This window comes from Reichenbachiella sp. MALMAid0571 (genome assembly GCF_040151475.1).
GTDB lineage: Bacteria > Bacteroidota > Bacteroidia > Cytophagales > Cyclobacteriaceae > CAXBNB01.
The window spans coordinates 1-12814 of the sequence record NZ_JBDKWG010000070.1 but is presented as its reverse complement, the minus strand read 5'-3'; the positions used below and the strand labels follow the sequence as shown (position 1 = coordinate 12814).

The 12814-nt window shown below is 36.9% G+C and carries 15 protein-coding genes and 1 rRNA gene; 3 read left to right on the top strand and 13 right to left on the bottom strand.

Translation table 11 applies throughout. The features are described 5' to 3' along the window. A 5S ribosomal RNA gene (rrf, locus tag AAOP42_RS23730) occupies positions 1–74 on the top strand; the annotation flags it as partial. A gap of 129 nt (positions 75–203) precedes the next feature. Here the strand turns inward: rrf and AAOP42_RS01250 are convergent. The 8 genes from AAOP42_RS01250 to AAOP42_RS01215 form a co-directional block, all read right to left on the bottom strand. Next, a complete protein-coding gene (locus AAOP42_RS01250) occupies positions 204–620 on the bottom strand; it encodes a BrxA/BrxB family bacilliredoxin (protein WP_349526633.1) in 417 nt (138 codons plus the stop codon). A 72-nt stretch (positions 621–692) separates the two neighbouring features. Then, positions 693–1004 carry an iron-sulfur cluster assembly protein gene (locus tag AAOP42_RS01245; protein WP_349526632.1) on the bottom strand — a complete coding sequence of 104 codons (312 nt, stop codon included), beginning with the start codon at positions 1002–1004 and terminating at the stop codon, positions 693–695. A 17-nt stretch (positions 1005–1021) separates the two neighbouring features. Further along, positions 1022–1456 carry a SufE family protein gene (locus AAOP42_RS01240; RefSeq protein ID WP_349526631.1) on the bottom strand — a complete coding sequence of 145 codons (435 nt, stop codon included), beginning with the start codon at positions 1454–1456 and terminating at the stop codon, positions 1022–1024. Further along, positions 1456–2685: a SufS family cysteine desulfurase gene (locus AAOP42_RS01235; RefSeq protein ID WP_349526630.1), complete on the bottom strand. Its 1230-nt coding sequence runs from the start codon at positions 2683–2685 to the stop codon at positions 1456–1458. Before AAOP42_RS01235 ends, AAOP42_RS01240 begins: the two co-directional genes overlap by 1 nt. Positions 2686–2764: 79 nt before the next feature. After that, on the bottom strand, positions 2765–4093 hold the full coding sequence (sufD, locus tag AAOP42_RS01230) for a Fe-S cluster assembly protein SufD (RefSeq protein ID WP_349526629.1): 1329 nt from the start codon (positions 4091–4093) through the stop codon (positions 2765–2767). Positions 4094–4121: 28 nt separating this feature from the next. Next, positions 4122–4883, bottom strand: coding sequence for a Fe-S cluster assembly ATPase SufC (gene sufC, locus AAOP42_RS01225; protein ID WP_349526628.1), 762 nt, complete (start codon positions 4881–4883; stop codon positions 4122–4124). 96 nt (positions 4884–4979) lie between these two features. Beyond that, positions 4980–6425: a Fe-S cluster assembly protein SufB gene (gene sufB, locus AAOP42_RS01220; protein WP_349526627.1), complete on the bottom strand. Its 1446-nt coding sequence runs from the start codon at positions 6423–6425 to the stop codon at positions 4980–4982. Positions 6426–6746: 321 nt separating this feature from the next. After that, positions 6747–7406, bottom strand: coding sequence for a DUF4159 domain-containing protein (locus AAOP42_RS01215; protein ID WP_349526634.1), 660 nt, complete (start codon positions 7404–7406; stop codon positions 6747–6749). Between the two features lie 73 nt (positions 7407–7479). Here AAOP42_RS01215 and AAOP42_RS01210 point away from each other — a divergent pair, with 73 nt between their 5' ends. Together AAOP42_RS01210 and AAOP42_RS01205 are read left to right on the top strand one after the other, a co-directional pair. Next, positions 7480–8052 carry a sugar transferase gene (locus tag AAOP42_RS01210; protein ID WP_349526626.1) on the top strand — a complete coding sequence of 191 codons (573 nt, stop codon included), beginning with the start codon at positions 7480–7482 and terminating at the stop codon, positions 8050–8052. An 8-nt stretch (positions 8053–8060) separates the two neighbouring features. Beyond that, a complete protein-coding gene (locus AAOP42_RS01205; RefSeq protein ID WP_349526625.1) occupies positions 8061–9194 on the top strand; it encodes a DegT/DnrJ/EryC1/StrS family aminotransferase in 1134 nt (377 codons plus the stop codon). On the opposite strand, the gene AAOP42_RS01200 is transcribed toward AAOP42_RS01205, so the two are convergent. The 5 genes from AAOP42_RS01200 to AAOP42_RS01180 all read right to left on the bottom strand — a co-directional run bounded on the left by AAOP42_RS01200 (position 9169) and on the right by AAOP42_RS01180 (position 12638). Beyond that, the gene (locus tag AAOP42_RS01200; RefSeq protein ID WP_349526624.1) at positions 9169–10050 is read right to left on the bottom strand and encodes a DUF6089 family protein; all 882 of its coding nucleotides are present in this window, start codon (positions 10048–10050) and stop codon (positions 9169–9171) included. The genes AAOP42_RS01205 and AAOP42_RS01200 overlap by 26 nt on opposite strands. 149 nt (positions 10051–10199) lie before the next feature. After that, entirely contained in the window at positions 10200–10814 is a 615-nt protein-coding gene (locus tag AAOP42_RS01195) for a class I SAM-dependent methyltransferase (RefSeq protein WP_349526623.1), read from the bottom strand. 199 nt (positions 10815–11013) lie between these two features. Then, on the bottom strand, positions 11014–11319 hold the full coding sequence (locus tag AAOP42_RS01190) for a HigA family addiction module antitoxin (protein ID WP_349526622.1): 306 nt from the start codon (positions 11317–11319) through the stop codon (positions 11014–11016). 10 nt (positions 11320–11329) lie between these two features. Further along, on the bottom strand, positions 11330–11611 hold the full coding sequence (locus tag AAOP42_RS01185; protein ID WP_349526621.1) for a type II toxin-antitoxin system RelE/ParE family toxin: 282 nt from the start codon (positions 11609–11611) through the stop codon (positions 11330–11332). A 133-nt stretch (positions 11612–11744) separates the two neighbouring features. Continuing rightward, positions 11745–12638 carry a patatin-like phospholipase family protein gene (locus tag AAOP42_RS01180; protein WP_349526620.1) on the bottom strand — a complete coding sequence of 298 codons (894 nt, stop codon included), beginning with the start codon at positions 12636–12638 and terminating at the stop codon, positions 11745–11747. Between the last annotated feature and the right edge of the window lie 176 nt (positions 12639–12814).

Sequence of the window (12814 nt, the reverse complement as noted above, 5' to 3'; positions counted from 1 at the left end):
CCGAACAGAGCAGTTAAGCCCTTCAGCGCCGATGGTACTACAGTTAAATGCGGGAGAGTAGGTCGTTGCCAGTTTATTATTTTCTACTGATGTAGATAGAATCAAAGCCTCAATTATTTTGAGGCTTTTTTTATGAGGTTTGAAAATAAAAAAGCGAAAACTATCGTCTTCGCTTTTAATATCTTTGATGTTACTTGTCTGTGTTAACAGAATTCGCTGAAAACACCTACCAAATGATCACCAATCATTTCGGCACTACGGCCTTCTATATGGTGCCTTTCTACAAAGTGTACCAACTCACCATTTTTAAATAGTGCAATAGACGGAGAAGAAGGGGGGTAAGGTAAGGTATATTCTCTTGCTTTTTGTACCGCATCAGTATCTACACCTGCAAATACAGTAGTAAGGTTATCAGGTTTTTTTTCACTATGCTGAACAGCCATTTTTACTCCCGGACGAGCGGCTCCTGCAGCACATCCGCATACGGAATTGATCACCATCAAAGTAGTGCCTTCATGGTCTTTCAAGTGTTCATCTACTTCACTGGCTGTTTTCAATTCTCTAAACCCTACTGAGGTCAAGTCTGCCCTCATAGGAGCTACTAATTCTTCAGGATACATATTTTTATTTTTTACGTTTTACTAATTTGATTTTTTATTGAAAGAAGTAACGTCTTAGCAATGTCAAGGGTTTTACATAAAACCCAATTCCAATTTAGCTGTTTCAGACATCATTTCTGTGGCGTAAGGAGGATCAAATGTCACTTCGACCTCAACGTCATTTACACCTTCTATTTCTTTTATATTTTGCTTGATTTCATCAGGAATTGCTTCTGCCGATGGACAGGCAGGAGAAGTCAATGTCATCAATACATACACGTTGTTTACCGGATATACATTGATCTCATAGATCAGTCCCAATTCATATACATCCACGGGGATTTCAGGATCATAGACCTTTTTTATCGCCGCTAGTACTTTGTCTCTTAAATTTTCTTCTGCCATTGTTTTCAACATTTAAACTAACTGACTTCCATTTTTAATTTCAATGCCAAAGCATAGTTTTTCATTTGCTTGATCATAGCTGCAAAGCCATTGGATCTTTGAGTACCAATAAATCTGCTCATGCCTATTTTGTCTTTGAAATACAAATCGGCATTAATAATATCGTCTGGCAATTGACCAGAAAGTACTCTTACCAGCAAGCTTACAAGACCTTTTGTTATAGCAGTGTTACTATCGGCTTTGAAGTAAACTTTGCCTTCCACTTCTTCCGCAAGTAACCAGACTTTTGACTGGCAGCCCTTTACAATATTGGCATCTGTGCGGTAGGATTCTTCAAAATCAGGTAACTTTTCCCCCAACTCCATCAAATACCCTATGGTCATTTCCATATCCCCATCAAGCATTGAAAAGTCTTCTATGATATTCTCCTGTTCCTCAGCTATTGACCTCATTACTTAAGCATTTTAATAATTGACTTCAATGACTCTACAAAATACTTAATTTCCTGTTTGGTGTTATAGATAGAAAATGAGGCTCTTACTGTTCCTTCTATTTCATAAAAATCCATCAAGGGTTGAGTACAATGATGACCTGTTCTTACTGCAATCCCTTTGGCATCTAAAAGCTGACCCAAGTCAAAAGGGTGAATGCCATCTATCAAAAATGAAATTACACTCGCTTTTTTATCTGCAGTACCCACTGGAATAAATCCTTCGACATCTTGAAGTAAATCTGTTGCGTATTTCAGCAATTCATCTTCATATGCAGCAATGTTTTCTTTGCCTACTCGATCAACAAATTCCAAAGCTTCTTTGAAGGCAATGACTTCACCAATATTTGGTGTTCCTGCTTCAAACTTGTAAGGTATGTCATTGAATGTAGTACCGGAAAAATGAACTTCTTTGATCATTTCGCCACCACCTTGATACGGAGGCATCATTTCTAATACTTCTCTTTTGCCAAAAAGCACACCAGTACCAGTTGGGCCATATACTTTATGTGCCGACAACACATAAAAGTCACAATTTAATTGCTGTACATCAATATCTAAATGAGGTGCAGCCTGAGCACCATCTATCAGCACTTTAGCACCTGCCTGATGTGCTGCTGCTATTATTTCTTCAACAGGATTGATAGTACCTAATGAATTGGATACGTGGTTGACACTGACTAACTTGGTTTTTTCACTCAACAGAGTTAAATATTCTTCAAAGATAATTTCACCTTTCTTGTTAATAGGAATGACTTTTAAGACACATCCTTTTTCTTCACATAGCAATTGCCATGGCACAATATTCGAGTGATGCTCTAAGGCTGAAATGATAATCTCATCACCTTCCTTGATAAATTTTCTACCAAAAGAAGAAGCCACAAGGTTAATTCCTTCTGTTGTTCCTTTTGTGAAAATAATTTCTTCGGCTTCCCCTGCATTGATGAAATCTCTTACTTTCTCTCTAGTCAGTTCAAAAGAAGCTGTAGCACGTTCTGCGAGCGTATGAATACCTCGGTGGATATTAGAATTATCATGATTATAATAGGCTGAGAGCGCATCTATTACCGATTTTGGCTTTTGTGAAGTAGCTGCATTGTCAAAATAAACCAAAGGTTTTCCATTCACCTGCTGGTGAAGGATTGGAAACTCCTTTCTTATCGCTTCTACATCAAATGCTGTTGCTATCATTGCTGCCTAAAAAATATTTTTTAATTCTTTTGTATCGGAGTATGGTATTCCTCAAAACGTTAATCTAAGAGAGGTTGTTTTATAAACTTAACCTTTTAGTGATTTCTTTCTCCACATAATCTTTTAATCCTTCGTACTCTATTTTCTCCAGCACTTCTCTGGCGAAAGCTCGTAAGATCATAGCACGGGCACTGTCTTCTCCAATTCCACGAGACCTTAGGTAAAATACGGCTTCTTCATCTAACTGTCCTATCGTACAACCATGTGAGCATTTAACATCATCAGCCCAAATCTCCAACTGAGGTTTGGTATTGACAGTTGCAGTATCTGAAAGCAAAACATTGTTATTGGATTGAAAAGCATTTGTTTTCTGGGCTTCTCTCCTAACATATATTTTGCCATTGAAAACTCCTTTTGAGTTTTCATCCATAATTCCCTTGTACAATTCGTTGCTGTAAGAATTTGGCTTGATGTGATCAACTTCAGTCTGGTTGTCAACATGGGTTTTACCTTTTGTAAGGTACAGACCATACATATTTGCTTCACAACCTTCTCCATCAACATCTATATTCAAATTGTTGCGGATTACTGCTCCGTTTAGCGTTATAGTTATTGCCGTAAATCTACTGTTGTTAGGTTGGTAAACTTTCGTCTCACCTACAGCATAAGAAGTTTCGCAATCATCCTGAATTTTGTAGAGAGATCCTTGGGCATTTTCGCCTAAGATAATTTCATCTACTTGATTTTTCAAGGTTTTATGTTCCCCCAATGATTTGGTGAAATGGATAAAGTCAGCTTTAGCATTTTGACCTATTACGTACAAAGTTCTTGGAAAACTAATGCATTCACCTTCAGTAGCGTCAGCTATAAAGTAGGTAATGACTGGTAAACTCAATTCTTTATTTTTAGGAATTTCAACCAACACTCCATTGTTGGTGAAAATGGTGTTAAGCGCAGTAAAAGCATCTTTTGATGATTTGGCGTATTTTCCAAATAAAGATTCCAGTTTACCCGGATAATTTAGTGAGACATCTTGAAAGGTTGAAACAGCCAACTCCGAATCATCAGAACTTATTTCTGATATTTCGGGGTGGTAAATGCCATTGATAAAAACCAGATGGTTTGCATCAATGGAAACATTAAATAAATCTTTGATTTCCTTGAGAGACAACTCTGTTGATTTCGGATTTAACGATAAATCGAAGTTTTGAGCTATATCTCTGGAGATATTGGTGTACTTATATGCTTCTGTTTTTTTAGCAGGAAAACCAGTAGTTTTCAAATAATCCAATGCCTCGCTTCTGGCGGATTGAAGTTCATTAATGGCACTGCCATTCAATGAGCTTGAAAAAGCTTCAGCTTTTGCGACCAATTCTTGGTCTAATATATTTTTGAATTTAGAATCCATTCAATAAAATGAGTTAGTGATTTTTGTATTAAGCAGTTTCCAGATTGGCTTCTGCCTTTATCCAATCATAACCTTTTTCTTCCAGTTCCAGAGCCAGGTCTTTGGTTCCAGACTTTACTATCCTTCCGTTGTATAATACATGTACAAAATCCGGTACAATATAATCAAGCAACCTCTGATAGTGTGTAACCACTATGGTAGCATTGTCGCTTGATTTCAAAGCGTTCACTCCATTGGCTACAATGCGTAAAGCATCAATATCCAATCCTGAATCTGTTTCATCCAAAATGGCTAATTTGGGTTCTAACATGGCCATTTGAAAAATCTCATTTCTTTTCTTTTCTCCTCCGGAAAAACCTTCATTGAGAGATCGGCTCAACAAAGACTGATCTATTTCGACCAACTTCATTTTTTCTTTCATTTTTTTCAAGAAAGCTACAGCATCCAGTTTTTTCAAGCCTCGATGCTCTCTGATTTGATTCAAAGCAGTTTTCATGAAATTGGTGGTAGTTACGCCTGGTATTTCTATCGGGTATTGAAAAGCCAGGAAGATTCCCTCACGTGCTCTGTCTTCAGCGGATAATTCCAGTAAGTTGCTTCCCATAAAATCCACAGCCCCTCCGGTCACTTCATATTCTTCCCGTCCTGCCAATACTGAAGCCAATGTACTTTTACCTGAACCATTAGGCCCCATAATAGCATGAACTTCTCCCGGCTTTACCTCAAGATTTATCCCTTTGAGGATTTCTTTGTCTTCTATATTGGCCTTTAAATTTTTAATCTTAAGCATGTTTCGTATTTATATTTTAAGAAGAAAGAACCTGACATATGGTCGATTCTTGTCTTTTCAATTATTTGTATCTATTGAGTTCGTTATTGAAATAAATTAACCTACACTTCCTTCGAGGGTCAAGGCCAAAAGCTTTTGAGCCTCAACTGCAAATTCCATTGGTAATTGATTAAGCACTTCCTTAGCATAACCGTTTACAATCAATGCCACTGCACTTTCTTCGTCTATGCCTCGCTGCATGCAGTAGAAAATTTGATCCTCACCTATTTTAGAAGTAGTAGCTTCATGCTCCACATGAGCCGTTTTGTTTTCAATATCTATGTATGGAAAAGTATGCGCTCCACAATTGTTGCCCATGAGTAAAGAATCGCACTGAGAGTGGTTACGTGCATTTTCTGCACGCTTCATTACATGTACCTGTCCTCTGTAACTGTTTTGAGATTTTCCTGCAGAAATACCCTTTGAAACAATTCTCGACTTGGTATTCTTGCCAATATGAATCATTTTGGTTCCTGTATCGGCTTGTTGCATGTTGTTGGTTACTGCAACAGAATAAAATTCTCCTATGGAATTATCCCCTTTTAAAATACATGAAGGGTATTTCCAGGTAACGGCTGACCCGGTCTCTACCTGAGTCCATGAAATTTTGGAGCGGTCTCCGAAGCATATTCCTCTCTTAGTTACAAAGTTGTAAATACCTCCTTTACCATTTTTGTCTCCGGGGTACCAATTCTGGACAGTGGAGTATTTTACTTCTGCATCTTTGGCAGCATATATCTCTACAACTGCAGCGTGCAATTGATTTTCATCTCGCTGAGGAGCGGTACATCCCTCCAAATAGCTAACGTATGATCCTTCTTCGGCTACAATCAATGTTCTTTCAAATTGTCCGGTATTTGCAGCATTGATTCTAAAGTATGTTGATAGCTCCATAGGGCATCTGACACCTTTTGGAATGTAGCAAAACGAACCGTCAGAAAACACCGCAGAATTAAGTGCTGCATAGTAGTTGTCGTTAACAGGCACTACAGAACCAACATATTTTTTTACCAACTCAGGGTGTTCTTTTACAGCTTCACTGAACGAACAGAAAATAATTCCCAATTCACCTAGAGTTTCTTTAAAAGTAGTGGCTACAGAAACAGAGTCAATCACAGCATCAACAGCTACTCCGGTTAACCTTTTTTGCTCTAACAATGAAATTCCCAATTTTTCAAAGGTTGCAATCAACTCAGGATCCACATCGTCCAAACTTTCCAGATTTTTCTTTTGTTTGGGAGCAGAATAGTATTTGATGTTCTGATAGTCAATTTCCGGATATTTCACGTTTGGCCATTTTGGCTCTTTCATGCCTTTCCAGATTTCGAAAGCTTTTAGCCTCCAATCCAACAGCCATTGGGGTTCATTTTTTTTCAAAGAAATAAACCGGACAATATCTTCATTTAACCCAAAAGGAGCTTCATCTGCTTCGAAATCTACAGACCATCCGTGCTCATATTCTTTATTGGTTAACTCCTCTAAAATCTGCTCGTCACTCCTCATTTTTTGAATTGGTATTTAGACTAAATATAAATAGGCTCAAAGATAACTACGAATGGCTCATTATAAAGATTCATCCTATAGTTTTTTTCGATATGGCAATAGAAATGTATTTGATTACCAATATTTTGAAGAATAAAAATACTTTGTGTTTTTAACTGACATCAACCACTTTTTTCTCGTCTCTATCTTTTTTTTGTAAAAGATTTAAACCTTTTACCTTCTTATCAATCTAAGGTCGGAGTTAAAAAAAGAAAACAAAGAAAGTTGTTTGATTGATGTGCAAAGGGCTGTCATAGAGGAGGCAGTCCTTTCACTTTTTTCTTAATTGGACATAAAAGCATAAGATATAATATTAGCCCCCATCTGTAGAGCCTGTTGCCTTTTTTCTTCCGGATCGTTATAGACTATTTGATCTTCCCAGCCATTCCCAAGGTCACTTTCATAGGAGTAGAAACATACAAGTCTCCCTTCATATATCAACCCGAATCCCTGAGATGGCTTGCCATCATGTTGGTGGATTTTAGGTAGCCCTTCGGTGAATTTATATTTCTGATTGTAAATATCATGGTCAAAAGGTAACTCGATAAATTCAAGTTCGGGGAACACTTTTTTCATTTCCAGCCTTACAAATTGATCCAGCCCATAGTTATCGTCTATGTGAAGAAATCCACCTGACAATAGATAATTTCTTAGATTTTGAGCTTGATTGGTAGAAAAATCAATATTGCCATGTCCTGTCATATAAACGAATGGATATAAGTATATTTCAGGGCTGCCTACTTCTACGAGCTCATCTCTGGTATCTAGGTTGGTCAAAAGATTGGAATTACAAAATTCTATCAAATTGGGCAGAGCGGTCTTATTTGCATACCAGTCACCTCCTCCTTCATATTTCAGCTTAGCAATTTTAATTTTGGGTTGGGCCTGAGTGACCTCAAAGGAAATAAGTACCAATACAATTCCAACGATGGGTTTGAGCATCTTATCCATTATTCAGCTTTAAACGTAATATATTTGTCGAAGATAATTCAAATTCAATCTAGTTCACCCTTGAATGATACCTTGTTACAAATCAATAAAATTATTGACTGACAAAATTATAGCAATTGCTTTACTTATATTATTGAGTCCGATAATAATAATCATTGCTTTGATTTTATATTTTACACATGGAAAGGTGTTTTTCACTCAGACAAGACCCGGCTATCTCGAACGACCTTTTAGAATGTATAAGTTTATTACTATGACTGATGATAATGCTGAAAGAGTGACACCATTCGGACAAGTACTTAGAAAGGTGTCTCTTGATGAAATACCACAGCTATGGAATATCATTAGAGGAGATATGAGTTTTATAGGCCCCAGACCATTTCTTATGGAATATTTGTCGCTTTACTCTGATTATCACAAGAAAAGACATTATGTGATGCCTGGGATTACAGGGTTAGCTCAAGTTACGGGCAGGAATGATGTGGCTTGGCCTGACAAACTAGATTTGGATGTGTACTATTCGGATAATCTGAGCTTTTTCCTTGATTGTAAAATTGTATTGTTAACCATTGTATATTTTATCAAGGGCTGCCCAGGTAGCTATCCGGCAACTAAATTTTCCGGTTATCATTCTTAAAACAATCTGTGAAGAAGGAAAAAATATATTTGTCACCTCCGGATTTAACGGGTAAAGAACAGCTCTTTATTGAAGAAGTATTGGATTCCAACTGGGTAGCTCCTCTGGGTTCTCATCTTGATCTTTTTGAAGAAAAAATAGCAGAACATACAGGGTTCAAATATTCCCTTGCGGTAAATTCAGGAACTTCAGCCATCCATTTGGCACTCCTGTGTCATGGTGTGAAAAAGAAAGATGTAGTTATTTCGAGTTCGCTTACTTTTTGTGGTGCAGTCAACCCCATTTTATACATTGGTGCTCGCCCTGTATTTGTTGATAGCAGTTTTGATGATTGGAATATAGACGTTTTGCTTTTGGAAAAAAGTATAAAATCTTCTCTTAAAAAACCGAAAGCAATTGTTGTAACGAGCTTATTTGGGATGCCGGCAAAATTTGATGTCATTAAAAGCATAGGGATAAAACATGGAATTCCAGTGATTCATGATCTTGCAGAGGCTTTTGGATGTCAGGTTAATGGTCAAAAACCTGGGGAAATTTTGGATTCGGCCATTGTATCGTTCAATGGAAATAAGATTATAACTACCAGTGCAGGGGGTGCATTGTTGACTAATAATCATGAGCATTACCAACGAGGTTTGTTTCTATCCACCCAGGCTAAAGAGCCAGGGACAGGTTATATCCATAAAGAATTAGGGTATAATTATAGGATGAGCAATGTGCTTGCCGGCCTGGGACTTGGACAGTTTACAGCCATTAATGATAAAATTGAAAAGAAAAGAAAGGTTTTCAAATATTATAAACAACAGCTGGAAAATATTAAAGGAATTGAATTTCAAGAAGAAAAAACAGGATGCTTTTCGGATCGGTGGTTGACAGCTTTATTCTTTAATCCAAAGCATTTTACAACAAGCCCGGTATCCAAAATAATTGAAAATCTGGCAGGTGAAAATATTGAATCCAGATACATCTGGAAGCCGATGCATCTTCAGCCTTTGTATAAAGAGTATGATTGTTATAGTGGGGAAGTTTCTGAATCTTTGTTTGAAAATGGCTTGTGCCTGCCAAGTGGAACTAGTCTGAAACCAGTGGATCAGAATCGGATTATTGAAATAGTGATCAATACGCTGAAGGTTTTCCAATAATTTTTTCTTTTCTCATTTTACCGCCACGACTTTTAAAGAGATCACGTGGGACATATATTTCCAAACTGACGTTGATGAAAAAATAATTGTCCTTGGTGTCGGGGTTGCCTCTGGTTGCGCCAGCCTGATAGCTGTCATAGGCAGTACTATTTACCACTGAAACTTCATCTTTGCGATTAGAAAGTCTGGCTTCTATACTTCCGTCAGGATAAGGACCTCCAAATACTCCAGAAACATCATCAAGGTAATCTGTGAAAGTAAAACGCCAGCCCAAATCTAAATTAAGGTTCATAAATTCATTCAATTTGCCTTTTACCCCAAAACCAAAAGGGATGATCAAACCAGATTTGGCATACGTTTTATTTTCGGTACGGTAGTCCGACAAAACATAGTCTTCTCCGTCGAGTGTGGCTTTTGGATTGAAAAAATTGTACCCTATACCCAGAGACAAATAGGGCTCATAATTTCTTCGTTTGTAGTACATTCCAGAGTATGGAAATAAATAATAGATTGCTTGCAGGGAAATTTCTGTATTGTGAGAAAAGAAAGATAAATTTCTCTGTTGGTTGGCAGAGCTGTCGGCTGCATTTTCATCAGAGCCCTCTAGTTTGTATCTGGAAACTTGAACCTTCGCTCCTAATTGTGACAGAAGACGTGCTTCTACTCCAATATTCATCAGAGAAAGTCCACCTGCCAGTGGTTTTCCATTGGTAAGTTCCCCAATATAGCCTGCCCTGCCTGTTCCTATTTGAGCAGAAAAGAAACGATCGTTGTATTCCCATCCCATAAAACTCTGAGCCATACAAGCACCAGACACAGCACTAAACAATATGAATACAATTAGGTGTTTTCTCATTTATTCTTTTCTATCAAAGTAAAAATAGCATTAATTGACTAATTGCCACGCCCTCTCAAAACAAATTTGGATTTCCTGTTATATCCTACAATCAAACGACTATTTTAAACAAACCAGCAACTACAAATCCTTATTCGAAACGCATAAGATTATCCTTTACTCAAAACCAGTGTAGTCATGCACCTGAAGTCACTGACATTGGTAGTTTTAATGGGCTCTATGAATTCCAAATTGAATACTTCGGTTAGTTCATTAATCTTTTGCTGAGTAATGAGGTAGCGGATATTTCCATCAGGTAAAAAGTACCTGCCTGTAGTATCATTGGTTTTGTGTCCATTCAATCCAATATCTGAAGTCATCCTGACAAACAATTGTCCCTGAGGTTTTAATACACGGATCATTTCTGAAAACATTTGCTGGAAATGATCATGGTCTTTGGCGAAATGCAACACCGCACTGCTAATCACCAAATCAAAAGACTCATTTTCGAAACTTATTGAAGTTACTTCTCCAACTGAAAAATTTTCTTTCGGGCAGTTTGGGTATTTAGAGCCAAGAATAAATTGCAACATACGAATAGCATCAGGATTCTGATCAATACCAAAAACATTATATCCATTATTCAAGAAGTAAATAATATTTCTCCCTTCTCCACAACCCGCATCCAGAATTTTTGCTTCCTTAGAATACCTGCCCTTTAATATCTGATCAAGAAGATAAATATCAATATTTCCAAGCTCGTTGTTGAGTTCTTTAATTGTCATTTCCTTCTTTGCTCAAATATTTTTTATACATCGGAATCACAAAAACGGACTTTAGTATTACGGTTATTAAATAACCCTTTTCGTACTTTGAAGCCTGGTCTCTCAAGCACTAAATTTTCCGATTTAGTGCTTACAATTGTCGTCTTATATTCGATATCACAAAGGATTGATTATTTTTTCACTCATATGCTATCTTTTTTTAGTGACTATCCGTAATGGATGTTATTGGCGAAATATTTTCTAACACATCATGTTTCTCTATTCTTGTTTTTCTTATTTCATACTTGCTTTGCAGGTTCATCCATACTTCTGCTGAGGTCCCAAAAAATTTAGATAACCTTGTAGCCATGTCAGCAGTAATTGCATTTTTCCCTTTGATAATTTGACTTACCCTTGTTTGCTGCACGCCAATTTCTTTAGATAGCTTATAAGCGGTTATATTCATTGGTTCAAGAAAGTCTTTTTTAAGAATTTCTCCGGGATGAATGTTCATAATTTTTTCCATTTTTTCGTTATTAGTGATAGTCTGTTATTTTAACATCATACGCATTTCCATCTCTCCAAATAAAAATTATTCTCCACTTCATATTAATACTAATAGAATGATACCCTTTTAGGTCATCTTTTAAAGGATGTAATCTATTTGAAGGCGGTATTCTTAAGTCCTCTAGGCTAATAGCTGAATCCAAATAGTCCAATCGCCTCATGGCAACTCTCCTAATGTTAATATCCCACAATTTTGAATACTGACCTAAACTAACTTTTTCGGTCTCTTTACAACTAAAACTTAATATCATGCTCGATTACTACACAACAAATATACTATAATAAATTTATAGTATAATATACAAATAACATTTGCTCCCCGTTTTTGCCAATTACCTTTTCGGATTCACCATCATCACATTCAATATAACTATAGTAAGTTCTTTAATTGTCATTTCCTTCTTTGCTCAAATATTTTTTATACTCTATTTCAAATGCTTTTTTGCCTGTAGAAATCAAATCACCAGCCCGGTAAAATTCGAAAGTAGAACAGGCATTTTTAGAAATATTTACCATAATGTCAGGTCGAAACTTTTCTACCGTATGCTCAATGATCTTGTCTTGCATCAAGTCGATCGACCTGTTCATTAAGTCAAAGTAGCCAAGTTTTTTTTCTACTTTAGCCGTTCCTGGCAGGTATTTGCTCCAACTTTCGAAAAAATTATTGATAGATTTCAGATAAGAGCTTCTTTCCTGAGGGGTGGGTTTAGCAGGTGAATGACCTTCTTTTGCACTCACGTTGACAACCACAAGAATATCGCCTTCAGTTCTGGTTATTCTGTTAATTGGCAATGGGTTCATTACTCCCCCATCTATTAGCTCCATATCATCTTTGTACAATGGTGTGAGAACAGTTGGTATCGAAACGGAAGCCCGTATTGCATCATACATGCTGCCTTTGTCAATAACAACTTCTTTTTGATGTCGGATGTCTGTAGAAATGGCTGTAAATGGGATGGATAATTCTTCTATTTTTTTATCTAAAATGAATTTCTTCAGCTCATTGAAAACTTTTTCTCCCTTAATGAACCCTTGAGTACTGAATGTGAAATCAAACAACTTGAACAAATCAAATTTGTCAAGATTTAGGATCCATTTTTTATACGCTTGTAAATCTCCCGAAGCATGGAATGCTCCAATCAAAGCACCCACAGAAGTCCCGGAAATCGAAGTGATGTTAAAACCCTGAGCGAGCAAAGCATCTATCACTCCAATATGTGCCATTCCACGTGCACCGCCACTAGATAGCACCAGAGCTACATTCTTTTTTTGTTCCATGTGATTATCGCTGACTTTTATCCGAAACTCGAAGATATTAAATTTCTAGTATCCGACTAACTTTGAGAAGTTCAATAACAGTTAGTTTAGGTTGAAATTAAGGAGATTTTCCAAGATTTTCAAAAATACCCCCCTGTTTACTGTTAAATAAGTTTAGTTGCATTATTTGAATAGTC